Source organism: Methanomassiliicoccales archaeon, from assembly GCA_036504055.1.
GTDB lineage: Archaea > Thermoplasmatota > Thermoplasmata > Methanomassiliicoccales > UBA472 > DASXVU01.
Genome location: DASXVU010000003.1, coordinates 16,239 through 40,402 on the forward strand (window position 1 = coordinate 16,239; position 24,164 = coordinate 40,402).

27 protein-coding genes are annotated in these 24,164 nt (G+C 54.1%); 12 read left to right on the forward strand and 15 right to left on the reverse strand.

The window, feature by feature from the left end; translation table 11 throughout:
- Nucleotides 1–9: 9 nt before the first annotated feature.
- Nucleotides 10–240, reverse strand: a complete 231-nt coding sequence (locus VGK23_00405) for a hypothetical protein (protein ID HEY3418998.1) — start codon at nt 238–240, stop codon at nt 10–12.
- A 120-nt stretch (nt 241–360) separates the two neighbouring features.
- On the opposite strand from VGK23_00405, the gene VGK23_00410 reads away from it, so the two are divergent.
- From VGK23_00410 to VGK23_00425, 4 genes are all read left to right on the forward strand, one after another.
- Nucleotides 361–1,629, forward strand: coding sequence for a UbiD family decarboxylase (locus tag VGK23_00410; protein HEY3418999.1), 1,269 nt, complete (start codon nt 361–363; stop codon nt 1,627–1,629).
- 110 nt (nt 1,630–1,739) lie between these two features.
- On the forward strand, nt 1,740–2,684 hold the full coding sequence (locus VGK23_00415; protein HEY3419000.1) for a hypothetical protein: 945 nt from the start codon (nt 1,740–1,742) through the stop codon (nt 2,682–2,684).
- The gene (locus VGK23_00420; GenBank protein HEY3419001.1) at nt 2,650–3,597 is read left to right on the forward strand and encodes an ABC transporter ATP-binding protein; all 948 of its coding nucleotides are present in this window, start codon (nt 2,650–2,652) and stop codon (nt 3,595–3,597) included. The genes VGK23_00415 and VGK23_00420 overlap by 35 nt, the downstream gene beginning before the upstream one ends.
- Complete coding sequence (locus VGK23_00425) at nt 3,594–4,517, forward strand: ABC transporter permease subunit (GenBank protein ID HEY3419002.1); 924 nt, start codon at nt 3,594–3,596, stop codon at nt 4,515–4,517. The genes VGK23_00420 and VGK23_00425 overlap by 4 nt, the downstream gene beginning before the upstream one ends.
- A 203-nt stretch (nt 4,518–4,720) precedes the next feature.
- Here the strand turns inward: VGK23_00425 and VGK23_00430 are convergent, their stop codons facing one another.
- The 9 genes from VGK23_00430 to VGK23_00470 all read right to left on the reverse strand — a co-directional run bounded on the left by VGK23_00430 (nt 4,721) and on the right by VGK23_00470 (nt 13,975).
- Nucleotides 4,721–6,121, reverse strand: coding sequence for a radical SAM protein (locus VGK23_00430; protein HEY3419003.1), 1,401 nt, complete (start codon nt 6,119–6,121; stop codon nt 4,721–4,723).
- 273 nt (nt 6,122–6,394) lie between these two features.
- Nucleotides 6,395–6,940: a DedA family protein gene (locus VGK23_00435; protein ID HEY3419004.1), complete on the reverse strand. Its 546-nt coding sequence runs from the start codon at nt 6,938–6,940 to the stop codon at nt 6,395–6,397.
- 374 nt (nt 6,941–7,314) lie between these two features.
- Entirely contained in the window at nt 7,315–8,115 is an 801-nt protein-coding gene (locus tag VGK23_00440) for an alpha/beta fold hydrolase (GenBank protein HEY3419005.1), read from the reverse strand.
- Nucleotides 8,116–8,217: 102 nt separating this feature from the next.
- Complete coding sequence (locus VGK23_00445) at nt 8,218–9,870, reverse strand: AMP-binding protein (protein HEY3419006.1); 1,653 nt, start codon at nt 9,868–9,870, stop codon at nt 8,218–8,220.
- Between the two features lie 11 nt (nt 9,871–9,881).
- Nucleotides 9,882–10,445, reverse strand: coding sequence for a cupin domain-containing protein (locus tag VGK23_00450; protein ID HEY3419007.1), 564 nt, complete (start codon nt 10,443–10,445; stop codon nt 9,882–9,884).
- Nucleotides 10,446–10,660: 215 nt separating this feature from the next.
- Entirely contained in the window at nt 10,661–12,070 is a 1,410-nt protein-coding gene (locus VGK23_00455) for a 2-oxoacid:acceptor oxidoreductase family protein (GenBank protein HEY3419008.1), read from the reverse strand.
- Entirely contained in the window at nt 12,070–13,125 is a 1,056-nt protein-coding gene (gene vorB, locus VGK23_00460; protein HEY3419009.1) for a 3-methyl-2-oxobutanoate dehydrogenase subunit VorB, read from the reverse strand. Before vorB ends, VGK23_00455 begins: the two co-directional genes overlap by 1 nt.
- Nucleotides 13,122–13,415, reverse strand: coding sequence for a 4Fe-4S dicluster domain-containing protein (locus VGK23_00465; GenBank protein ID HEY3419010.1), 294 nt, complete (start codon nt 13,413–13,415; stop codon nt 13,122–13,124). Before VGK23_00465 ends, vorB begins: the two co-directional genes overlap by 4 nt.
- A gap of 227 nt (nt 13,416–13,642) precedes the next feature.
- Nucleotides 13,643–13,975 (reverse strand): hypothetical protein, encoded by a 333-nt coding sequence (locus VGK23_00470; GenBank protein HEY3419011.1) that lies wholly within the window; start codon nt 13,973–13,975, stop codon nt 13,643–13,645.
- Between the two features lie 104 nt (nt 13,976–14,079).
- Between VGK23_00470 and VGK23_00475 the strand changes: the two genes are divergently transcribed.
- Genes VGK23_00475 through VGK23_00485 form a run of 3 tightly spaced genes read left to right on the forward strand, consistent with a single transcriptional unit; the run spans nt 14,080 to nt 15,814 of the window.
- Nucleotides 14,080–14,715 carry an FmdE family protein gene (locus VGK23_00475; protein ID HEY3419012.1) on the forward strand — a complete coding sequence of 212 codons (636 nt, stop codon included), beginning with the start codon at nt 14,080–14,082 and terminating at the stop codon, nt 14,713–14,715.
- Between the two features lie 8 nt (nt 14,716–14,723).
- Nucleotides 14,724–15,491 carry a sulfite exporter TauE/SafE family protein gene (locus VGK23_00480; protein HEY3419013.1) on the forward strand — a complete coding sequence of 256 codons (768 nt, stop codon included), beginning with the start codon at nt 14,724–14,726 and terminating at the stop codon, nt 15,489–15,491.
- A gap of 20 nt (nt 15,492–15,511) precedes the next feature.
- Nucleotides 15,512–15,814 carry a hypothetical protein gene (locus VGK23_00485; GenBank protein ID HEY3419014.1) on the forward strand — a complete coding sequence of 101 codons (303 nt, stop codon included), beginning with the start codon at nt 15,512–15,514 and terminating at the stop codon, nt 15,812–15,814.
- 345 nt (nt 15,815–16,159) lie between these two features.
- Here VGK23_00485 and VGK23_00490 read toward each other — a convergent pair whose 3' ends face one another.
- Nucleotides 16,160–16,489: a metalloregulator ArsR/SmtB family transcription factor gene (locus VGK23_00490; GenBank protein ID HEY3419015.1), complete on the reverse strand. Its 330-nt coding sequence runs from the start codon at nt 16,487–16,489 to the stop codon at nt 16,160–16,162.
- A 394-nt stretch (nt 16,490–16,883) separates the two neighbouring features.
- Here VGK23_00490 and arsB point away from each other — a divergent pair, with 394 nt between their 5' ends.
- From arsB to VGK23_00515, 5 genes are all read left to right on the forward strand, one after another.
- Nucleotides 16,884–18,002 (forward strand): ACR3 family arsenite efflux transporter, encoded by a 1,119-nt coding sequence (gene arsB, locus VGK23_00495; GenBank protein ID HEY3419016.1) that lies wholly within the window; start codon nt 16,884–16,886, stop codon nt 18,000–18,002.
- 4 nt (nt 18,003–18,006) lie between these two features.
- Nucleotides 18,007–18,240: a carboxymuconolactone decarboxylase family protein gene (locus tag VGK23_00500; GenBank protein ID HEY3419017.1), complete on the forward strand. Its 234-nt coding sequence runs from the start codon at nt 18,007–18,009 to the stop codon at nt 18,238–18,240.
- A complete protein-coding gene (locus VGK23_00505; protein ID HEY3419018.1) occupies nt 18,230–18,826 on the forward strand; it encodes a hypothetical protein in 597 nt (198 codons plus the stop codon). The genes VGK23_00500 and VGK23_00505 overlap by 11 nt, the downstream gene beginning before the upstream one ends.
- A gap of 55 nt (nt 18,827–18,881) precedes the next feature.
- On the forward strand, nt 18,882–19,160 hold the full coding sequence (locus VGK23_00510) for a zinc ribbon domain-containing protein (GenBank protein ID HEY3419019.1): 279 nt from the start codon (nt 18,882–18,884) through the stop codon (nt 19,158–19,160).
- A 98-nt stretch (nt 19,161–19,258) separates the two neighbouring features.
- Entirely contained in the window at nt 19,259–20,260 is a 1,002-nt protein-coding gene (locus tag VGK23_00515; GenBank protein ID HEY3419020.1) for a uroporphyrinogen decarboxylase family protein, read from the forward strand.
- 73 nt (nt 20,261–20,333) lie between these two features.
- On the opposite strand, the gene VGK23_00520 is transcribed toward VGK23_00515, so the two are convergent.
- The 4 genes from VGK23_00520 to VGK23_00535 form a co-directional block, all read right to left on the reverse strand.
- Nucleotides 20,334–20,876 carry a hypothetical protein gene (locus VGK23_00520; protein HEY3419021.1) on the reverse strand — a complete coding sequence of 181 codons (543 nt, stop codon included), beginning with the start codon at nt 20,874–20,876 and terminating at the stop codon, nt 20,334–20,336.
- 216 nt (nt 20,877–21,092) lie between these two features.
- Complete coding sequence (locus VGK23_00525; protein HEY3419022.1) at nt 21,093–22,415, reverse strand: adenylosuccinate synthase; 1,323 nt, start codon at nt 22,413–22,415, stop codon at nt 21,093–21,095.
- A gap of 27 nt (nt 22,416–22,442) precedes the next feature.
- A complete protein-coding gene (locus VGK23_00530) occupies nt 22,443–23,558 on the reverse strand; it encodes a tRNA (guanine(26)-N(2))-dimethyltransferase (protein HEY3419023.1) in 1,116 nt (371 codons plus the stop codon).
- Complete coding sequence (locus VGK23_00535) at nt 23,555–24,097, reverse strand: NTPase (protein ID HEY3419024.1); 543 nt, start codon at nt 24,095–24,097, stop codon at nt 23,555–23,557. The genes VGK23_00530 and VGK23_00535 overlap by 4 nt, the downstream gene beginning before the upstream one ends.
- Nucleotides 24,098–24,164 lie beyond the last annotated feature (67 nt).

Below are 24,164 nucleotides of genomic sequence, written 5' to 3' on the forward strand. Positions count from 1 at the left end.
ATCAGCTGATCAAGGTCTTTTCCTGACGATCCTCGAAGTCGCCCTGGTCGGAACCGGATCCATGTGATCGTTAGAATCCTCTCCTCCAAGCTGTTCTTCCAGGACCTGGATGGAACCGCATATCCGGGACAATGAACTTCTCATCTCCGCCTCCTTCGCCTCCAGCTCTGCCAGCGCCCTTTGGCCAGACTCGTATTCGGCCTTCAGCTCATCCAATCTTTTCCTCAATTGCTCTTTCATGGGAACCTCTGCCACCTTCCGTTGGAATGGGCTTCATTGTTCTTAGCTGTCATTCCCGGGACATCATTCCATTCATGTGCCTTGCTATTGCTTATTAATCGGGAAAGGAATCACCCGTTCATGTCGATCAGGGGCCTCCTGAAGGGTATGAAGGACGTCATTAAGGTGGACGAGCCGCGCTCGCCAGACCTGCAGCTGACCCGAACGTTGTTCGAGAACCAGAAGGTCCCGGTGCTTTTCAACGACGTGAACGGCGGCAAGGTCGTCGGCAATCTATGGAGCAACCGCGCCCGAGTCGCTTCCGCTTTGGGCATCACGAAGGAGGAGCTATTGCCGAAGATGATAGAATCGATCTCCAATCCGGTGAAACCGAAGGAGGTCGATGACCCGGCCTTCCGCCAGGTGGAGATGGACAAGTTCGACCTGACGAAGCTACCGATCCCCAAGTTCTATCCGAAGGACGGTGGGCGGTACATCACCGCCGGCGTGGCCATTTCCGAATTCGAAGGCAAGAAGAACGTGTCCTTCCACAGGCTCATGGTCCTGGACGATCATCGTTTCGGCATCAGGCTCGTTCCACGTCACCTGTTCACGATGCACAAGCTGAGCATGGAGAAGGGCAAGGACTTGCCAGTCGCGTTCTGCGTAGGGGTCTGCCCGTCTGTCCTGCTCGCCGCTGCCACATCCGCAGATTATGCCTTGGACGAGATGGAGATCGCCGCATCGATGAGGAAGGCATGCATGGGCGAATCGGTCGCCGTCGCCCCGACGGACAAGGGTCTCATGGTCCCCGCCTATGCGGAGTATGTGTTCGAAGGCCGCCTCACCACGGACAGGGTCGACGAAGGTCCGTTCGTTGACATTACCGGCACCTACGACGATGTCAGAAAGCAGCCGGTCTTCGCCGTGGACAAGATCTATCACCAAAAGGACCCGATCCTTCACGTCGTCCTTCCCGGCGGATTGGAACACTTCATGCTGATGGGATTGCCGCGCGAGCCGGTCATGTTCAAGACGGTCCGCCAGGTGGTACCGCAGGTGCATGGAGTAAGGCTCACCGATGGTGGATGCTGCTGGCTTCACGGCGTGGTTTCGATCACCAAGAACAAGGAGGGCGACGCCATGAACGCTGCCATGGCCGCTTTCACGGGACACCCTTCAATGAAGAAGGTCACCATCGTCGACAAGGATGTGGACATTTTCAATGACCAGGATGTGGAATGGGCCGAGGCCACCAGGTTCCAGGCCTCCCGCGGGCTGATGGTCGTGAACAACGCGGCCGGTTCTTCGCTGGACCCGAGCGCTGATGGCACCACATCTAAGATCGCCATAGACGCCACCAGGCCGATGGGTGTGACAAAAGGGTACGAGAAGGCTCAATTGCCCTAGAACAAATATCCTCTTTCTCCGATTTCGAATTCTACCATATCTTTTATTATTCTAGACTGGACTGCATCACCGGGGAATGCTGGAAAGCAGCGGGTCGAGAAGGTGCGGGATTGAGGCTTAAGAGACAGTATATCGCATGGGTTGTCGTGGTGATGTTGATCGTGACGGCATTACTGGCGTCCATGATGTCGCAGTATGCACAGGGAGGCAGGATAGCCTACGTATCGGTGAAGACGGACAAGACCACATATTCAGAGGGGGAGAACATCTCTTTCAAGTTCATCCCTCTGACCGATGGTGTGTATTTCAGCACGTCAGGGATCGATTACATTAATAGCATGTTCAATGGTCAGAAGCTCGGTTCAGTCCATATAGTACGCATTCCAGATAGCATAGATCCCGACCAGATCATCCGGGACCGTAACATGTTGAACAAGATCCAGAGCTGGGACAACCGCGACATGACGGTCTCATTCGATTACTTCAACAGCACCGACGGGACAAAATCATTGGAATGGAATGCAACCGTAATGAGATCCGCATTCACATATGTAGGCAATTTCCAGATGAGCCATTACGCCTACACCAAGGCGATGGCCGGCTACTATCTGATATATCCGCAGTTCACATCCCTGGAGGGTCATTCCGTTAAGTTCCAGCTCGATAAGAACGCGATTTTCTATCTCGATACCCTAAAAATGTCATCGGTCCCTGGTCTGAACGAATCGATGATCTCCTACAATATGACGCTTAGCGCACCCACTTCCATGGTCGGCAATTCACACTGTGTCATGTCCTGGTCCATTAACGGAGTTACCGATCGGGACCCGAATGGAACTGACCTCAGACGTGCCGAGTTCGACATCGCCCCCGGAGGAAACCACTCATTAGTGATCGAGGAAGCTACCATCATCTATGGTGGTTACGGTATGCAATCCTTCCGCTTGAGCGGGTGGATCGATACCGCTTGGTGCAACTTTACCTTTGAACGGATGGATTATTTGATCGGTGGGGGGTGGTATGATAGTCCTCAAGACTACTCCTATTATTACTGATTCCGACGAATCGGCCGTCCTAACGGTCGACGGCATCTCCAAGACCTACGGGAACCGGTTCACCACCCGCAACATCCAGGCTTTGGACCAAGCCTCATTCCGGTTAGATAGGAACGAGATATGCGGGCTGGTCGGTCCGAACGGGGCCGGGAAGAGCACACTGATCAAGATCATCATGGGCATTGAGAGAGGCAATGGTGGAAGTGTAAGACTCGCCTCAGGGGACGGACGGCCTGATTTCGGGTATGTTCCCGAAAGGCCGACATTCTTCGAGGACCTGAGCGCCTACTATAACCTGCTGTATTTCGCCAGACTTTATCGGATCACCGACCCGGAACAGTCGGCCATGAAGGGACTTGAGGCCTTCGGCCTCGATGACCGAGCGGAAGACTTCGTCGGGGATTTCTCAAAGGGCATGAAGCAGCGGCTGGCAATCGCCCGGTCGATCCTGCATCACCCGCGCGTCCTGCTGATGGACGAACCCTTCTCCGGTTTGGACCCAACGGCGATGATAGACATCAGGAAATCGCTCAAGACACTTAAGGACCAGGACATCTCCATACTGCTGTCCTCGCACGAGCTGTATGAGATAGACCAGGTCTGCGATTCGATCATCTTCATCAAGTCTGGCAAGATCATAGGCAAGGAGGGCTACCAGAGACAAGGAAACCTGTTGAATATGCAGATAACCGTCGAAAATCCGAGCCAGCAGCTGTTGGACGCCGTCTCGGGGAGAAGGGTGCTCAGCGTTTCCCCCGACGGAAAGGAGATATTGATCGAACTGGAGCGGCCCCAGATACCCGACATCGTTTCATCCATCGTCTATGCCGGGGGCCGGATCGTGGAGACCAAGATCGTCCAGAGGAAGGCCGAGGACATGTACACCGAGATCATAATGGAGGGTGGCAGATGAAGCAGTTGCTCATCCAGGTGAGGAAGGACCTGAAGCTCCTTTCCACCGATGCCCGATTCATCTTCCTGATCGTCGTGCTTGCCGCTATCGCTTTCATCATAGCGGTGCAGTCCTGCTCATCCTATGTCAACAGCGCAAAGGGTTCCACCATAGTCACGTCCGCCTCTTTGATCATCCAGCAGAAGGTCAATCTGGGTCAGTATTGGACCATGCTGCTCGCCATCGATTCGGCGATATTCACAGTGGCCGGGGCGCTGGCTATGACGGCAGAGAAGGACACCGGAATGCTCCGATACATCCTGACCTCCGGATGCGACAAGAAGAGGTTCTTCGCGAGCAAGTTCATAGTGCTGCTGATGATGGTCCTCATAGCGGTGGCGGTGTCCCTGGTCGCGTATCTGATCGCCTTTGCGATGATGGACATGCCCTCGCTAGGGGCTGACACACTGTTCGCTTCGATGATGTTCCCTTTGATCATCCTGCTGGTGTTCGCCGCGATCGGCCTGTTCCTTGCCACCGTTTCCAAAAAGAAAGCAGTGCCGATCATCTTGGCCATCTTCCTGTTCTTCCTGGTGACCATGATGTTCAACCTCAGTTTGACCTTGGGCGCAAACGAGGCGTACAGGGCGAATCCCCACGTTGGGGCAAACAATGCCACCGAATTCATACCGCCGCTGTTCCTGGCCATGGACCTGGCAAACCCTATGATCTTGACGCAGGGGACCTACCTAAGCATGGGCGTAGTCCCAAATGATTTCGCAAGTGTCTACAATCCCGTACCATATGATCTCACAGGGGGAGCGATCCTCGGCCTGGCCATGATGCTGGTCTTCGTCGCGATCGGATATGCTGCGTTCAGGACAGAACGGTTGGACAAGGTCGGAGATAGTGGGATCATCGGCAGGATACTTGGGAGGTAGAGAAAGTGATGAACGAGGCCTGGTGAGGCTTTCCCAACCTCATATCCTTGATCGGAATTGACATTTGAACGGGTGATCGGCGAATGATAGGCCACCATTTCCAAGCCTCTCTTTGACCCGTAGATCCCCCTGATGTCCGGTATTAAATTATGTTATTTCATATAATTAATTGATGCCATCTTTGAACCGCATCGTTCGATTCATCAGACACTCGGGGTCGCAAGCATTCGATCGGGTCGAAATTGCCTATCACGGGGGAAGAGGGCACGGGGGATCATCTTGAACAGGTATGGATGCTTGAACATGTAGGAGGGTCGAGTGTAGAAAATAAGGTATGCCATGACAATCTTCCTGGAAACCGCCTTGCGGCCCACTCCAAGTTTATCATAGTCGATGACTGGGTCGACCACGGTGAATCTGTCATAATCTTCGGTTAAGAGGAGACCTCGGGATCTCATGCTCTCAAAGATGGGGGTGCCAGGATATGGTGTCAGCAGGGAGAATTGGGCAAAATCCAGTCTCAGCCTTACCGCCAGCCGGATCGTGTCGTCCATCTCTCTCAGGGTTTCGCCTGGATACCCGAGAATGAATGAACCCAGAACGTTCAGGTCAACTTCCTTTGCCTTATCGACGGCATCATGGACCTGGGCCAGCGTTGTCCCCTTCCCCATCAGATCCAATACTCTTTGGGACCCGGACTCGATGCCCAGGTAAAGGGAGCTAAGCCCGGCTTTCTTGAGGTCGGCCAGTAATGGCGTGGACAGGGTATCCACTCTTGAGGACGCAGTGAACTTGATGTCCAGTCCTCTTCTGATTATCTCCTTTGCGATCTCCGTTGCCCTCTTCTGATTCAGGACGAAGATGTCGTCGATGAACTCAATGTGCTCCACCCCCATCTCGATTAGGATCTCCATCTCGTCGACGATGGAGGTAGGTGACCGAGCCCTGAACCTGCTCCCCATCATGCGCGACGAAGCGCAATAAGAGCACCCGAACACACAGCCGCGGGATGTGATCATGGTGCCTATGGGTTTCTTCTTCACCGGATCCTTGTAATCATCGAGGCGGATCAGATCCCTTGCCGGAATGGGAAAGGCGTCGATGTCGGGCCTCATCTCTCGGGGGCGGTTCACGACAATTTTGTCATTGGCCTTGAAAGCTATCCCTTTCACGTTCTCGAGATCATGTCCCTTTTCCAATGTGGATACCAGATCCACAACTGTGTCCTCACCTTCTCCCATCACCGCGATATCGATACCTTTACCGTGTTCCAACGTCTCTTCCGGCAGAAAACTGACATGGGGCCCCCCCAGGACGGTCACGATCCCCTCATCACGAGACTTGATCGCATCGGCATAGTGGACGGCCGAGTTCAGAGTCGATGTCGCGGCGGTCAGACCAACGATCCTGGTGTTCGGCGAAATGTTCCGGGCGAGCTCTTCGGGTCCCATTGCTTTTACGTTGTCGTCGATGATCTTTACGGAGAATCCATTTTGGCGGAGCGATGAGGCAAGATAAAGTAGGTTCAGGGGAGGCGCCTTTAGACCCAATCTCTCCCGCAGAGTGGTATGGTCATAGGGTGCGATCAAAACAACTTCTGACATATTCGTGATTTTCGTATCAACGGGTGTATTGAAATTTGGTTGCGATTTAGCGGATTTCGGCACTCTCGTCGTCCTCTCAGCCTCACCTTTCTCGCTGGCCGAACGTATCGCATCTTTCGTTTCTACCGCCGTATGTAATATCCTCTGGGTTGCCTCATGAAACTGGACTTTTTGCCCTCACCGTCATACTTCCAGCTTCTTATGGAATGAGATTAATCGCACTCTTTCCGACCGTTCAGGCAGAAGTTGATGGCCGGCAGGTGTCTCCGGTGTTCATCTCTTGATGGCCCGTTCTCGATATGATCGGGATATGAACATGAGGTAGATCAGCGCATACAGGGAGGATACGATCAATACCAAGGTGATCGCAGCCTGTTGTGAATAATCGAAAGAAGCCGTGAAAATGAAGATACTGGAATATCCGATGTACTCCAGAATGGCATAACGTATCCCGAACCCTGCCGCACTGGATGCCATAAAATCGATCACATTCATTTTCAGCAAACCGGCGGCGACCGATGAAACGGTATAGGCAAAAGGAATGAAGGTCGAAATGAAGACCGAGAACCGGCCATGTTCCTTCAGCCGTCTTTCGGCTGAATCCAGGCTATTCTCTGATATCCGAAGGTAGGCAAGGCCTTTGAGCAAAAGCGGTCTTCCCACGAATCTGCCTGGAAGGTAGCCTATCGGAAGTACAGCTGCGATGAAACATACCAGGAAGGTCAGGTATGCATCGAACAGGCCGATCGATGAGAGGTATCCGAAGGCCGGCAACAGGATGTAGTCGGGAATGGGCAGGAAAGCAATGCTGAGGAACATGCTGATATACCCGGCCAGAAAGATAGATGATAGTTCATCCTCCTGGTATGGATTGTATGATTGTATGTCAATGAAACGAAAATAAGCGTTCAGCAATGCCAAGACCGACAGAAACATTACGATCATGGAAACGATGAATAGATAGTGACGCAGCTTAGGGCGAGACTTGCCCCCTTCCCCGAGACTTGGAACATCGTTCCCTCTGGTTTCCTGGGAATTAGTTCGGGAAAGTTCCTCGCCCTCTTTCATTGCTGATGCAATGGGTATCCGGCAGACCTTGGAGATTTCGAATTCCGGTCTGAGGAACCTTGGCACTCTCGGTCAAGGAGATCCGGCAAAACGGCGTCATCGCTCCATAGGATACCGGAATGGACCTAGTTCTGCATCCTGTTCCTGCGCAGGAAATCAAGCAGGATCGGGGTATAGCGGTCCGGAGCTATCATATGCCCGCACCCGTCCAGAAGGACCAATCTCGAGCCTTCTATCCTTGATGCGAGTTCTTCTCCGAACCGCGGCGGGACCATGATGTCCTCGTTTCCATGGACCACGAGCGTCGGAACAGTTATCGCGGAAATGCGTTCATGAGAGTCGAACCGGTCCAACGCCCACTTCTGCCTGGCAAACCCGTCCACAAGGTAAAGGTCCCTTTCCCGCGCTCCCCGTTTATCGTTCTGAGAAACGTTCTCCCTGCCCCGGAAGGCGGCGTTCGTCAGGCACCATGCCTGCATCATGGTCAGGAAGGTCTCGATGCTGGCGCCTTCCTTGACGGTGTTGATCATCGCGTCAATGCCGACGCTTGACCGTTCCGGCCTCCTCATGTAGGTCGACATGAGAGTGAGCGTGGCCACCTGGTCCGGGTGTCTGAGGGTCAGTTCCTGGGCAACATTGCCGCCCATTGACGCTCCCAGAACATGGGATCTGCCTATACCCAACCCGGTGAGCAGACCGGACGCATCGTCAGCCAGGTCCTCCATGGAGAATGGGCGTCCTGGGTGCTCGGTCTTTCCGGCACCCCGGTTGTCTATCGTTATGACCTTGTACTCCTTTTCCAGCAGGGGCAACGCCTTCTTCCAGCTGGTCAGATCCCCGCAAAGCCCGGTGATAAGGATCAGAGGCTCCCCGGAACCGTGCACTTCGTAGTGCACCTTGGTGTCCCCTACAGACATGTGCGGCATCAAGACTCCTAGAAAAGAGGAAAGGAGAAAAATGTTTGGTTTCCACAACCGGCCCAGAGAAAGGTTCTCGGGACATCCTTGATTCCTTTGGGAATCCACACTTTACGCTTCCGGCCACAGTTTGGCCGACAGCTCCCTCAGTTTGTACTTCATGATCTTGCCGCTAGCGGTGAGCGGATATTCCTCCACGAAGGCCACATATTTCGGTACCTTGTAGAACGAGATCTTGTTGCGGCAGAAGTCCTGTACATCGGTTTCGGTCATGGTCACACCAGGTTGCAGGATCACGAACGCACCAGGCTGCTCTCCGTATTTCTTGCTGGGAACACCGACGACCTGCACGTCACGCACCCCGGGCATGTGATGGACGAAATCTTCGACCTCTTTCGGATAGATGTTCTCCCCGCCCCGGATGATCATGTCCTTGAGTCGACCGGTGACCGAGTAGTATCCGTCCTTGTCCCTCTTGCCGATATCGCCAGAGTGGAGCCAGCCGTTCTTGTCGATGGCGTGGGCCGTCTCCTCGGCCATCTTGTAGTACCCTTTCATGACGATGTAGCCCCGGCAGCACAGCTCTCCGTGCTCCTCGTCCTTGCAGAACTCGCCGGTGTCCGGGTTGATGACCGCGACCTCGACTCCGGGCATTGCCTTACCGACCGTGGAACACTTCCTTTCCAGGGAAGGCTCGTCATACCTGGTCTGGGTCATGCCGGGTGATGATTCTGTCAACCCGTATACGTTGGTCACCTCGGTCATGTGCATCTTCTCCACGCATTCGTTCATCGACTTGACCGGGCAGGGGGCGCCTGCCATGATCCCGGTGCGCAGCGTGCTGAAGTCGAACTTGCTAAACAGCGGGTGCTCCAGTATGTTGATGAACATGGTGGGAACACCGTAGACGCCGGTGCACTTCTCCCTCTCGATGGCCATCATGACCGTCACCGGGTCGTACTTCTCCAGGATGACCATGGTGTTGCCCCAGTTCAGGCTGGACATGACCCCCAGGACGCAACCGAAGCAGTGGAACAGAGGTACTGGCAAACAGATGCGGTCCTGCGGACCGAAGTTCATGTTCGCTCCGATCCAATATCCATTGTTGCCGATGTTGTGATGCGTCAGCATGACCCCTTTCGGGAAACCGGTGGTGCCCGACGTATATTGCATGTTGACCACGTCGTAGCAGCTCAGGGATGACTGGCGCTCCGAATATTCGACATTGGTCACCTGGGTCGCCATGGACATCACCTCAGGCATCGAGTACATACCACGGTGCTTTTCCGGTCCGAGGAACATGACCCGCTGCAGGTGCGGGAACCGTTCCGTATGAAGCTTATCCCTCGGCTGCGTCCTCAGTTCAGGGACCAGGTCATACATGATCGCGACATAATCGGTGTCCCGATAACCGTCGATGACGAATATGTTCTCGCAGTCGGATTGCTTCAGCACGTACTCGATCTCGGTGGTCTTGTAGTTGATATTGATGGTGAGCAGGATCGCCCCGATCTTCGCGGTGGCGAACTGCAGCGTCACCCAGTGCGGTACGTTGGTGGCCCAGACCGCCACCTTTTCGCCCTTCTTGACCCCCAGTGCCATCAGCCCTTTCGCCACCCGGTCGACTGTGGCGCTGAACTCGCTCCACGTCTCCCGGTAATCGCGGTCCGCGTAGACGATCGCCTCGTTGTCCGGATACTTGGCCACGGTCTCGTCCAGAAGTTGGCCGAGCGTTGCTTCCCTGGTGATCTCCTTCCTTAGCATTTTTGATCACCTCAGAACGGAGTGTACACCGAGGCATAGATGGATGCGGGACCCTTGGTCGCCGAGCCGACGTGGTGCGGAACGACCGAGTTGTAGTACATCGAGTCACCTTCTTCCAGGATGAACGTCTCCTTGCCGTAGATCAGTTCGACCTTGCCCGAAACCACGATGATGAACTCCTCTCCCTCATGGGACGATAGCTGCCTCTCCCCGCCGCCATTGAACTCGATGTAGAAAGGGTCCATGTGCCTGTCCGTCTTGCCCTTTCCCAGTGCGAAGTAGTGGGCATGGTCGGGTCCGGCCCCTCTGGCCCCCGGCGTGTCCTCCTTTCGCTCGTTCGCCCGCACGATCAGCGGATCCCCGATGAACTGGTCGTCCATGAAAGTTCCCAGCCTCTGACCTAGGGCACGGCTGAGCTTGACCAGCACCCCTATGGCCGGATAGGCCTTGTTCTCCTCGATGTTCTTGAGGAGCGTCAGATCCAGACCGGAGTTCTTGGCCAGATCCTCGGGTGTGAGTCCAAGGCGTTCGCGGTACGTGCGTATTCGGGTTCCGAGCTTTTCCGGAGAAGTCATTCTATCCCTGCAAATCGAATTGATGGAACGGACGCCATCGGTCCGATGGACGGCTGGCAGACCGGGTCCTTTGGCAACGAATGCCCTGGTTTTCTATTTTAAGGTTATCTAGAGCGGTCAAGGTTGATTGTAAGGACCGTCTAAGGTGCGGTCAGCGGTTGGAAGAAAATGAAGCATGAGGCCGAACCAAGTGATTCTACCTCATGCTTGCCCGATCACTTTATATTGGATGTCACCCACGCCTTGGCCGCCTCGAACACCTTCTTGTTCTTCTCCACCAAAGCGGGTTTCGAGGAGAAGCTCTCTGCCAGCGCTTCGATGACCTGTTCTTCCGGCAGCCCGATGAGCCCGAGTGCGCTCATGCAGCCGAGGAAAGCGGTGTTAGCCGCTTTCGGCACGCCATTGTCTCCGGCGATCTTCATCGCTGGGAATGCTATCACACGAACGTCGCCCCTTGCCTCCGGCTTTACTGGCAGCGATTTATCGTAGATGAGAACACCGCCTTGGCTGACGGTCGAAATGAACTTTTCCAGTGCGGGTTGGTTCATGCACACCAGGACGTCGGGTCTATCGACGGTCGGCGAACCTACCGGCTGACCGCTCATTACGACCGAGCAGGAGGCAGACCCGCCCCTCTGTTCCGGTCCGTAGCTGGGGAGCCAGGAGACGTACTTTCCGTCGTTTCCGGCTGCTTCCGCAACAACCAATCCGAGGCTGAGGACCCCCTGGCCTCCGAACCCGGAGAACTTGAAGCGTTTCTCGCCGAACTTCGGGTCAGGTACCGGGTCGATGCCGTGGCCGGTGGTTCCCATGAGCTCCTTGAGCGTCTTTTGCTCGATCGGCTTCCGCTGAAGGCCAGGCTCGGCGCTTCTGTCGCGTAGGCATCCCAGCGGGAACACTTTCTCCATCTCGTTGGTGACGAACTCGGCCGATTTTATAGCGTCCATTCGCCAGTTGGTGGGGCAGGGGGAAAGGAACTCGACGAAAGCGTATCCTTTTCCATCCCTCTGGATCTCCAGGGCCTTGCGCACCGCCTTTTTGGCCTGCATGATCCGCTTGGTGTCAGCTACTGAGACGCGTTCGATATAGACCGGAGCCTCCAGCTGGGCGAACACCTCGCACATGTGCAGCGGAAAACCGGTGTTCGCCACATCGCGCCCGAACGGCGTCGTGGTGGTCTTCTGCCCCGGAAGCGTGGTCGGCGCCATCTGGCCGCCGGTCATGGCGAAGAGACTGTTGTTCACGCAGAACGCCGCGAAATGCTCGCCCCGGTTGGCCGCCTGGAACGCGTTGTTGAAGCCGATGGCCCCCATGTCTCCATCCCCCTGGTAGGCGATGACGACCTTGTCCTTGAGCGAACGGGTGATGCCGGTGGCGACGGCCGAGGCCCGCCCATGCGGTCCGGCGACGTTGCCGCAGTCGAAGTAGTAGAAGCAGAACGCGGCGCAGCCGACCGGCGAGACGAAGACCGTCCGGTCCTGGATCCCCAGTTCGGCCATGGCTTCCCCGATAAGCTTCTGGATGATGCCATGCCCGCATCCGGCGCAGTACGTCGTTGTTTTCGTTCCGTCCTTCCGTTCGAACTTTTCATAGAGGCCCGTGGCCTTCTTGACAGATATTGCCATCACTGCACCTCCTTCATCATTCTGCGTGCCGCCTTGAGCACATCCTCCACCTGGATCAGTATGCCGCCCATGCGGTTCACCAGTCGGACCGGGGTCCGCACTTCTCGTTCCAAGTGCAGCAGCACGTCGTCCCGATATTGGCCATTGCTCATCTCGGCCACCAGGACTTTCTTGCCCAGCATCACCCGGTTGAGCTCCCTGGTGGGGAAAGGCATAAGAGAGATCGGCCGGAAGAGACCGGCCTTCACTCCCTCTTTTCTCAGCTGGTCAACCGCTGAACGGGCAACGCGCGCACTCGTCCCGTAACCGGTAATGATCAGCTCAGCATCCTCGATGAGATACGTTTCGCTCATCGCCTCCTTTTCCATCGAGGCATACTTGGCCTGGAGCATCTCGTTATGCTTCTCCATCAACTCCAGGTCCAGGTATATGGATGAGATCAGGTTTCTGCGGGTCTTTGCATCCCCTTGAACGGACCAGGTGGTGGTATCCGGTTTCTCCGATTCCTTTTCCGGAAGCTTTAGCGATTCTTTGACCTGGCCGAGTGTGGCGTCCGCCAGGATCATCGCCGGATTGCGGTACTTGAAGGCTAGCTCGAAAGCCTTGATTGTCAGGTCGCACATCTCCTGGACAGAAGCCGGGGCTAGGACAATGGCATGGTAGTTGCCGTGCCCGCCCCCCTTTACCGCCTGGTTATAATCACCCTGCTCTGGGCCGATATTGCCCAGCCCCGGCCCGGCCCTCATGATGTTGACGATGAGTGCCGGAAGCTGTGCCCCAGCCATATAGGAGATGCCTTCCTGCATGAGGCTGATGCCTGGGCCGGACGAGGCGGTCATGGCCAGCTTGCCGCCGCTCGCCGCCCCATAGAGCATGTTGATGGAGGCGGTCTCGCATTCCGCCTGGAGATATTCCTTGCCCAGCTGAGGGAAAAGTTCCGCCGCTCCCTCTGCTATCTCGCTTGCTGGTGTGATGGGGTAACCGAAATAGACGTCGCATCCGGCGTACAGTGCACCGATGACCACGGCGTCATTGCCTTTTGTGAACTTTCTCATTTCGTCACCTTCTTTTCGGTATGGACCTCGATGGCATAGGGCTCGGGGCAGTTATAGTAACAGATGGAACAACCGGTGCATCCCTCGCCAACATATTCCGCGTGGATGAATCCCTTCTTGTTGATCTTGGTGGACATGCGGAGTGCCTTCTTCGGGCAGGCGTTGACGCATCTGCCGCATCCCTTGCACTCGTCCTCGATGATCACGGGACGGGGCAGTCCCGCTTGCTGGGTCTCTGACATTGAAGCCGCAAATTGAGATGAATCATACTTAAAGCATCGCAAAATCAATAGGTCATATCATTATTTTCACACTTCATATGATAGATTATTCCCATAAATGCTGGAACGCACATAGGTCTTACGAACAAGGAGATTAGCGAAGCCACACCCACTGGCCATCTTCGCCATGGCCTCAACGATATTCCACAATGCTGAGCAAAGGTCCGAGGCGACCATCGAAAGAGACTAATAAATGGCCTGAAATGTAAATCTGACTTGTTTCACACAAATTTTCTCTAATCGAATACGAATTCCCATGAGTTTCCCTTGACCTTCTTTGCCATGGACATGGCGATCATGCCCGCCTCCAGTCTCGCAACATTCAAAACAGCGGTCGGAACGGAGCAATGAAGGCCGACCTCGCCATCCTTCATCCTGTCCAGGATCTTGCTGCCGCTCCAATCGGTAATGTCCATTATGTCCAGATGCTCAAGGCCTTCGGCGAATTTTCTCACTTTTGGGCACGGTGATATGATTTTCACGTGATAACCACCGTTCTCTGCAACGGTTACCTCGATCGTTGTTTGATAACCGCATAAGTTCATGTTCACTTTTGCCTTGGAAGACATGGGACATCCTCATGAATTATTCTTGGTCCAGATGAATGGTCAGGGACAAAGGGTATATACTCTAGGCAATATTTCAACATATCTTGAAATGAGGTTTGGATGAAATGAACCACACAAAGTTCGAGATTCCGGAATGGACATGGGTATTCCATGGGCACGTCTGCCCGTTCATGCCCATCGGGTACAGAATGGGAATCCTGGGCCTAAAAGAGCTAGGAATCGAGAGGGTCAAAGACCATGGTGCATTCGCCTTCTCGGAGATGGGGGTTGGCCATCCGCAAACTTGCATGATGGATGGTGCCATGTCCGCCACTGGATGCACTTATGGCAAATTGATGATGGAACGGCTGGATTACGGGAAGGTAGCCACTATACTCTATGCCCCAGGAAAGGGAGCTGTGAGAGTATATCTTCGTTCAGAGTTCCAGGACGCGCTGGGCAAGTTCGAGTTCTTCGACTACCGGAAGAAGGGTGTGGAGCCTTCTAATGTCCCTGAAGCGGTAGTCGCCGAGGTGGTCGATATGGTGCTGAATGCATCTGATGAGGATATGTTCAAAGTAGAGAGACTGCCCGATTTCACCTTCAGCCGGCCAAAGGGATCGTTCTCGAAGGGCAAATGCACCAAGTGCGGCGAGTATGTATTCGAACGATATTTGCGCATGGTCGATGGCAAGCCGATGTGCATACCTTGCTCGGAGTATACCCAGACCTGGGTCAATGTATTGAAGGGAATACAGTAGGGATATCCATGGACGGGTTGTTCTGGGTCGCCGTTATCTCCGTATTTCTGGTCTCGATCATCTTCTCGATGTTCGGACAGGGTGGCGGCTCTCTCTACACTCCGATCCTATTCCTACTGGGTTATACGGCCTTCATATCGGTATCGACATCGTTGGTGCTCAACCTTTTCACGGCCGCTTCTGCCTCCATTGTCTACTTTCGCCAGAAATTGATTGACATGAAAATGTCGGCAGCATTCATCCCTGGGATTTGTATCGGCTCCCTAATCGGGGGTGTCCTCGGCAATTTCGTCGATCCAACCATTTTGATGTGGTTATTTGTCATCTTTCTCATTGGTGCTGGGGCCAGGATGATCTACACAATGCGGGATAAGAAGGCGGAAAGCGAGGTCTGCCCCACCGGTTTTTCCGGGAGAATGTATGCCACGATCGTCTTCGTCAGCTTCCTGGTGGGTATCTTGTCGGGACTGCTGGGCGTTGGAGGCGGCATCATTATCGTACCGTTTCTCATATTCATCTGCAAATATCCAACAAAGAACTCAGCCGGGACGGTTTCGTTCATAATCATTTTCTCTTCGATGTTTGGGGTCATAGGTCATTCGGCTTTCGGAGCCCTCGAAGTAACTCTGATTGTTGCAACAGGCATAGCAGTGCTCATCGGCGCATCGATAGGGGCAAGATTGACCGTGAAGCTAAGATCCAACTGGATCAAGGTCGGTTTCGGACTGATCATGTGGGTCTTTGCCATACAATTGATACTAAGATTGCTGACTTGATCACTAAGGGGGCAATAGTAATGAAGTTCAGAATTAGAAAACTCTGCTCGTCGACGGAAGAGTACGAGGCGATGGCTGATGGACCAATAGATCTGGACTCCCTGAGCGTTGCTCTTTCAAAGCGTCCTAGCATCAATGTCACGTATAGTCCGTTATTACTCACCATCCTTTTTGAGGACGAGGGGGTTGTCATAAAGTTATATTCCAATGGGAATGCCTTGATCTATGCCAACACGAAAAGGGACGTAGAGAGCGCATGTTCCGAATTAGCCCAGGCCGTTCGAGAGAGTAACGATTCAAACAGATCTGAAATACAAAATTGATCAACATCGGTCTGTTTTTTTCGTTATATCAACATTAATTGAAATTAGAACATCATGAGCGACATATCGACCTTCTCTGAGTGAGGACAGAATTTGCATTATAACATTGTACTGACTAGTTACGATCGATCTGAAATCTCATTGTTCAGTCTCAAGGAGGCTAGCCGAGGACATACTCGATACTTCCCGAATGGTTTACAAAAAGGTCTGCCCTGAACGAATTCCTTAATAGAATTCCAGACTCCCTAAGGACCAGCATAAGGAGGTATTTGAGGTCGTTTGTCTCCTCTTCCATTCTTCAAACATTCTATTTCTTGAGCCGTTCATTCGGAAATCTGGATAATTTTAGAATGCTATCAATGACTTCCCCATCTCTGTCAGCATATAGATACGCCATTTCTTACGCGGGGAAGAGGTGATCAGTTTCGCTTGTTCCAGGATGTTGAGATGATATGACAGACGAGAATCGGATAGTTCGGTTATCTCCTTAAGAATGCAGGGGCACAGGTCGATGACGAGGAGAGCATGCAGGATCTGCAACCGTATCGGGTCTGATACCGCCTGAAAACGTTCCGCTTCAGAAGTAAGATTTTCCTGGTCAGGGACAAGCTTTCTCAATCCCTCCAATCCACCTCGCTCGTTCAGGGCCTCTTCCATTTCCTTTGGAAGGTTCATCACATCCGTACAACAATCTTTCTTCGACGTACTTTTCCCGGCCATGTCTTGTCCTCTGCGCTCCTGAAGTAATAAAGAGTATCCATTATCCATTTATTGATTTCAGCATCTTCCCTTGCATCAGATATTCCTTGAACCCGTGGGTCCATTATCAGCTCCAGGGAAGACCCATTTAGCCCCATAATGACTAGAGAGTGTTTTTCAACCTTCGTCCATCGGTGACATTGCGGAATTGTGAGCGCATATTCACAAAAGGTTCTTCATTTGAACCATCCAGGCGTCGTGCATTGGAATGAGTATAACAATGGTCAGGAACCTATTTATATCGACCAAATGCTTCACTTCAACAATAATTGAAACAAGATGGCCAGGGACCATTAATTAGGGGGATTTGATGAGCGAGACCGTAGAGGAAAATAGCCCGGCTCCAAGCGGATTGAAGAAACTGTCGTTCTTGAATAGGTATCTGACCGTTTGGATCTTTGCCGCCATGGGATTAGGCGTTGTCCTCGGAGTCTCCATTCCGGGATTCGCGGATTCCTTGAACAAGATGAGCGTCGGCACCACCTCGATCCCGATCGCCATCGGCCTGATACTCATGATGTATCCTCCTTTGGCCAAAGTTAAGTATGAAGAGCTTAGCCAGATTACGAAGCAGCCAGAGGCTAAGAAGATGTTCTCAACGTCCCTGCTGCTGAATTACGTCGTCGGCCCGTTGCTGATGTTCGCCCTGGCCTGGATCTTCCTTCCGGACCAACCATTATACCGAATCGGTCTAATATTGACGGGGGTAGCGAGATGCATCGCCATGGTCCTGGTGTGGAACCAGCTCGCCGAAGGAGATAGCGAGTATGTAGCAATCCTCGTCGCTCTGAATTCCATATTCCAGATAGTCCTCTACTCGTTCTACGCATATTTCCTGATCTCTGTGCTATCGGACGTTGTATCACCGGGATCCGGAGTGGCGGTGGACATCTCGATCGTTTCCGTTGCCATAAGCGTGATAATCTATCTTGGGATACCGTTCTTCGCCGGTGTTATCAGCCGATACACTCTGAGACCAAGATTGGGAGCAGACTGGTATGACAACAAGTTCATGCCGGTCGCGGGGAAGGTCTCCCTGCTGGCTTTGCTCTTCACCATCGTGGTCATGTTCTCGTTGAGAGCCCAGTCGATCGTAGACACACCGTTTGATGTGGTAAGGATCGCGATCCCGTTGGTCATTTACTTCGCGATCATGTTCCTGCTGTCGTTCTGGCTTTCCATGCGGCTCAGGATCGATTACGGTCATGCCGCTGCCCAATCGTTCACCGCGGCGAGCAACAACTTCGAACTGGCGATCGCAGTCGCCGTTGGCGTGTTCGGCATATCCTCGGCAGTCGCGTTCGCGGCCGTCATCGGACCGCTGGTGGAAGTGCCAGCGCTAATTTCACTGGTGAACCTGTCCTTGTACTTCAAACGGAAGTACTACGATGTGGGTGGGAAATTCAGGGGGAGGACACAGGAAGTCTGATATGATGGACCCCCGCACCAAGGAGCTAGCGGCCATCGCAGCCTCGGTGGCCGGCCGTTGCCAACCCTGTTTCAAGCATCACCTCGGCAAGGCGCTGGAGCTGGGGATCGGCGAGGATGACATCAAAGAAATAATCACATTAGCTGAACGAGTCGGCGGCGCTGGGGGCCAGCGCATGTCCGGTTTCGTCGAGATCACCATGAAGGAAACGAAGAAGGAGGAATCAAATGGCCATTGAAGAGATAGACCTGTATAAGTTGAAAGCTGAAGATCTTGTGAAGTACCTGCCTGGACAGGATAAGGGCTGGGCCGAATTCGCTCAGAAATTGATCGACAAGAATGCAAAGGCGGTTGACTGCCCGAAGATCGAAAAGAAGATGGCCGAGGCGATCGACGCGGTGCTGAGCATCGATATCCGCCTACCAGAGAGCGACCCCATGCAACAGAAGGTGCCGGAGAAGCTATTCGAGTACAACTCGCCTGACGATAGCTCGCCGGTATTGATCACGGGCAACTCTATCATCACGCACCAGATATTGAAGCTGATCTTGGACAAGACCAAGGTCAAGGCGTATCTTGTGCCGGTCGATACGATCGGCTACACCTTCGACAACTCCGTCGTTGCAGGGGCGCTCACACCGATGGCGGTCATGAAGGCGATCAATGAGAGCGGTGTCGGCAGCAAAACATCGGCAAGAAAAGCGATCATTTCTAGCCTGGCAAGCGAGCAGAAGAGCGGAATCGAGCGGATCACCCGATGGGCGTTGGAGCTCGGACCGGTCAGCGGCTTCGAGCTTCCGTTGTACCTTATCGCCAGGGGTTAAGCCATCAAGCCACTACCTATCATGTAAGGGCACAGTATGCGAGAGCGGGCAGTCCATGGTTTCGAAATTGTATCGTATCGTGAAAGTGAGGAAGGAAGAGCCCGCTCCATGGCTTCAGGGAGAGGTCAAAAGGCACTGCATCAGATGTGAATCGGTCGTGGAAAGGATGGACCCCATGTGTCCGGTCTGTTCTTTACCGCTCCGTAAGGAGTGCCCTGTATGCCATTATTGGGTTGAAATGGACACTACGTTCTGCGTTTCCTGCAGGCACCCCTTCCCATTGCCGTATCCGAGGAAAGCAACGATCAAGATGTGGCACGATAAGATCGATTGAGAATTGAAGAACATGGCGAACGATCCGTATATCGTCAAAACAAATTTATTCGAGGTCTATTCGATCTATCTGATTCCGGGGGCACCATTCTGCTGACCATGAAGGAGCGATTGCTGACCGCCTTGGACCGTGGGGTGGTCGATCGAGCGCCCTGTGTCAGTCCCGGCCAGACAGCCATAGCGGACCTCCAGCGGTCAGTGGGTGCGGAGTGGCCATTGGCCCATACGAACGCAGAACTGATGGCCACGCTGGCGTTGGCCTCGGTCACCTTGGGAGGCCAGGAAGGGGCCAGGGTTCCTTTCGAGACCACCATGGACGCTTCTGCCTTTGGCGCATCGGTCGAGATGGGGGCTATCCTTAGGCACCCGTACGTCAGCGGGCATCCCCTGGTCGATCAGGAAGCGGTCGATCGGGCGATGGTCCCGAACCCTCGGGAAGACGGAAGGGCACCTGTTGTGCTGGAGGCCGTGCATCGACTAAAAAGTGAAAGGGTGCCTGTCCTGTGCGCAGTGACCGCCCCGTTCACTCTGGCCTGTTTCCTGCGTGGTGAAAGGGACACTCTCATGGACATCATAATCAATCCCGCATTCCTCGGCAATGTGTTGAAATTGGCCGAAAGATGGGCGGTTACCTTCATCCATGAGGCGGTGGAGGCAGGGGCTGACGTAATCGTTCTTGAGGACACCTGGGCCAGCGGAGAGATCCTATCACGACAGCAATATCTGGATAACGCCCTGCCGGGGGAGCAGACCTTGGCACGAGAAGTACATGAGATGGGTGCCCGCTCCATCCTCCACCATTGCGGGCATCCCGGATGCAATTTCGATCTCATGGCAAACAGCGGGGCGGACGGACTGACAATCCACCAGACAATGGGTGTTCGTGAGGCCAAGGAGCAACTATCAGGCCGGTGTGCAGCTGTTGGCAACCTAGACCCTTTATCGATCTTACGTCTTGAGCCAAATGAGATCTTCGATCTCAGCACGCGCTGCTTGGCGGAGGGGATCGACGTTCTGGCACCAGCCTGCGGACTCGATCCTGCTACTCCTTTACTGAACATGAGGGCCATGGCTGATGCCGCTAATGGATCCACTCATTAGGCCAGCTGGTTACGCGCTCAATTCAAGGCCACCGTTGACCGGACCTAGTGAAAAGGATTTGCCATCCAGTCCTTCAGAGCATCCTTTTCTCGATAGTCTCCCTGACCTTGATGACGTCCAGCAGTTCCTCGCTCCTCACCAGGGACATGCCGGCCCGGTCGCCCATCAGTTCCACGATGACGATCCTTTGGGGATCTCTCAGATCGACGATGCCTTGGTTTATCGGTGCGGTCAGTCTCTCGATGAGATCGGACGAATGCCTATCGGTATGGCGCTTATGCAGATGCATCATCCATCTCTCATTGGAGACTATCTGTTTTCCATACTCGGTCGTCACCTTCAGCATCTCATCGATGTAAGGTTCGACCCATTTCTCCAGCGGTACCCAATGGTGTGTATAGGGGAATTGCTCGGGGTCCTGAAAACACAGCTTCCTTAGGTCCGCCACCACTTCCTTCGGGTCCCCAAGGACCTTGATCTCGCACACGCCTTCCATGTCCGTGTACTCGATGCTGTCCACGTATGCGTCCACGTCCTTGAGTCTTGCTCTTATCTCTTCCTCAGCGTGACCTTTCTGGTTCGGGCGAAAGGTCACCAACATATTGCCGGTTACCATTTTTTCACCCTCTGTGTGTTAATACGAAGTCACGGGTAGTTCATCCTTTCGGATAATGAAATCGACGAAAGGAGGATGAGCGTTCGTCTGCCCTTTTCCACTGGAACATCGTTCGTATACTAAATGAAAAAGAAGAGCAATGGCCATCCTATCAGGATACTTCTGGGCCATAGAGAAAAGGCGGTTCTGTCCGCAATATGCGGGAACGGCCAGGGATCAGGCTTTGTGCCTGAGGTCGATGGTCTCCTCGCGCTCCTTGCCGATGCTGACGATCTTGACCTCAACCTCGGTGACCTTGGCGATGAAGTCGAGATAGTCACGCATGTTCTTGGGCAATGCCTGGTATCCCTTCTGGGCCACGGCCTTTGATTCGCCTTCTGCCCAATCGTCCCATCCGGGAAGTTCCTCATAGATCGGTTTGGCCCTCTCCAGTTTGTGAAGAGAAGCGGGGAACTCATCGAACTTCTTGCCGTCGATCTCGTATGCAGTGGCGACCTTTAGCGTCTTCAGGCTGTTCAGGACGTCGAGCTTGGTTACCGCCAAGGCCGTGAGGCCGTTCAGCCGGCAAGCGTGCTTTACCACCACCAGGTCCAGCCAGCCGCAGCGGCGGGCCCTTCCGGTGGTGGTGCCCCATTCTCCGCCCTTGGTGAGCAGGTATTTTCCAAGGTCATCGCTCAATTCGGTCGGGAACGGTCCAGCTCCCACCCTCGTGGTGTATGCCTTGGTGACGCCCAGCACATCATTGATCTTGTTCGGACCAACGCCGACGCCGGTGCAGATCCCGCCGGAGATGCAGTTGGACGATGTGACGTAGGGATATGTGCCGTGATCGATGTCCAGCATGGTGCCCTGCGCTCCTTCGAACAACACCTTCTTGTTGTGCTTCAGCGCGTCGTTCACCAGTACCGAGGCGTCGACGACGTACTGCTCCAACAGTTTACCGGAATCGAGCAATGATCGGACAAGCTGGTCCTTGGCCTCCATCTTTGGTCCGTCCAGAATATGCAGGTATTTCTCCTTGACCGGATAGATGAGGTCCATCTTTTCTTTCAATGCCTCCTCGTCCATGATGTCGCAGATCCTGATCCCGGACCGCGAGATCTTATCAGAATAACATGGTCCTATGCCGCGGCCAGTGGTGCCTACGCCCTTTGCACCGCGTTGCCTTTCCTCGGCCCCATCCAGCATCTTGTGGTACTTTACGATGACGTTCGCCCGGTCGGATATCTTCAAACCCTTCATCGAATAGCCACGGTCCTCGATCTGCTTCATTTCCTTGAGCAGCTCGTCCGGGTCGACGACACAACCATTGCCAATGACGTTTATGGTGTTAGGCCTGAGGATCCCTGAAGGAAGAAGATGAAGGCCAAAGACGTCGTCCCCGATCTTGATGGTGTGACCGGCGTTGGTTCCGCCCTGGTACCGCACCACGAGGTCCGCGCCCTCGGCGATATAATCAGTGATCTTACCCTTTCCCTCGTCTCCCCATTGAGTACCAATGACAGCGATGCTAGGCAGGTGCTCACCAGCAACCGCCAAATCCGTCTCTGGGTAATTAAGGTTTGGTTATCCGGGGAGGCCTATCTCCCGATAGGCGGCCAGTATTTCAGCGAAACTTCGATCGGATTTGAAGCCAGTGGGTGACATGTGGGTTCGGGACGCGTGGCCGATCTGTCTCATTTTTTCCATCAGGACCTCTCGCCTTGGAGGGGACAGCTTGGCCACTGAGGACAGTTCGTTGTTCTCATAGAAATAGGGAACATCCAGTTCCTCCTTCCACAGTTCCATGTATTTGGCACATCTGTCCTTCTCCGCCAAGGAATCTGGCATCCCCATGGAGCCGAGGAAGTCCTTGTCCGCCAGCGGTCCTAGCCACATCGGTCCGCAGTCCTTCGGGGTCCTCTGGTGCTTCGACGTGGTCCTTTCATGGGTGGACCGGTCGTATTGCATATACCCGATCTGGTCCAGAGCGGCATCCGCGTGATACGCCGACTGGGGCATCCTCAGGTATAGCCTCATATAATGGTCTGCGTAGAAGCACAGCATCGGTACCGTTCCCTTGTCCAGCTTCGCCGCTTCCTTGGCCACGTAACCGATCAGGATGCGAAGGCCGGCCTCATGACAGAACTCGCCCCGGCAGGGTATCGCCCCGTATCGGCGGACGCATTTCTTGGACTGCGCCCCGGCCAAGGGAGCGGTGTCGGTGGCCGTGATCGCCAGGATGCCGTTCCTTTTCAACGCCTGGAGTGCCGCCGGAATGAAATCCACGGGAGTCCCGAATGGGTCCAGGTCCACATAGTCGTAGTATTCCCTGGCAAGCTGGCAGCGCAGGTCGTTGTTGATCGCGGTGCAGTTCTCCAGGCCGTTGAGGGCGATGTTCTCCTTGATGAACTCGGCGGCCATTGCATCTCGGTCGCATATGTCAAAATGGATGTCGGGCCTGACCTCCTTGGCGATCCTCAGCGCCCTCACGCCGGTCGCCGACATGGCGTCTATGGCCGTGCGAACCGTCACCTGCGGTGAACTGAAGAACATGACCGAGACATCGCGGTTGAATGCCATCTGGCCGTTGAAGAATACCCGGCCCTGAATCTTTCCGGGACCGTGATCGGTATGGTTGACTGGGATGTAAATGTCCGTGGCGCCTTCCCGGGCTAGGATGGAGTCAGCCGGCTGGCTCAAAGAAGCTCTCCCTTCATGAGCTTCATTATCTTGTAAGGAAGCAGGTTCCGGTTGATGGGCGTCACTTCCAATATCCTTACGTCGTCCCGGCGCCGGATGTCCTGAAGGAGCGGGTTCCGCGATTTCTTGTGCAAGGTCAGAAGGATAGGCTTCTCCACGTCCAACGCTGCCTTGACCGCGTTAACGAACTTCTCGCTCTCGACCTCGATCTTCCCGACCTCATCGATAACGATGACGTCGGACTCGGCGCAAGCCGTCTCCAGCGCCCGGACGCCGACATCCTCCAGCACACTGAGGTCGATGCCATACTTGCCGACCATGAACTTGCTCACAATGTCCGTGGAGGCCAGCACTCCCTTCTCCTTGGTGCGCCAGTCGATTACGTAGAAACCGCTTCGTTTCTTATCGTCCAAAATAGGTTCGGTGATCATGCCACCGACCTTGAGGCCCTCTGTCTCGAGCATTTCGATAACCTTTACCAGGGTGTGCGTCTTGCCCGCACTTGGAAGGCCAGTTATACCGATCTTTATGTTGTTCATTAAATTCACCGAAGGGCGAACCAGGCCCTCACCGCTATTCCGCAATAGGAATTACCCGTAACGCGTT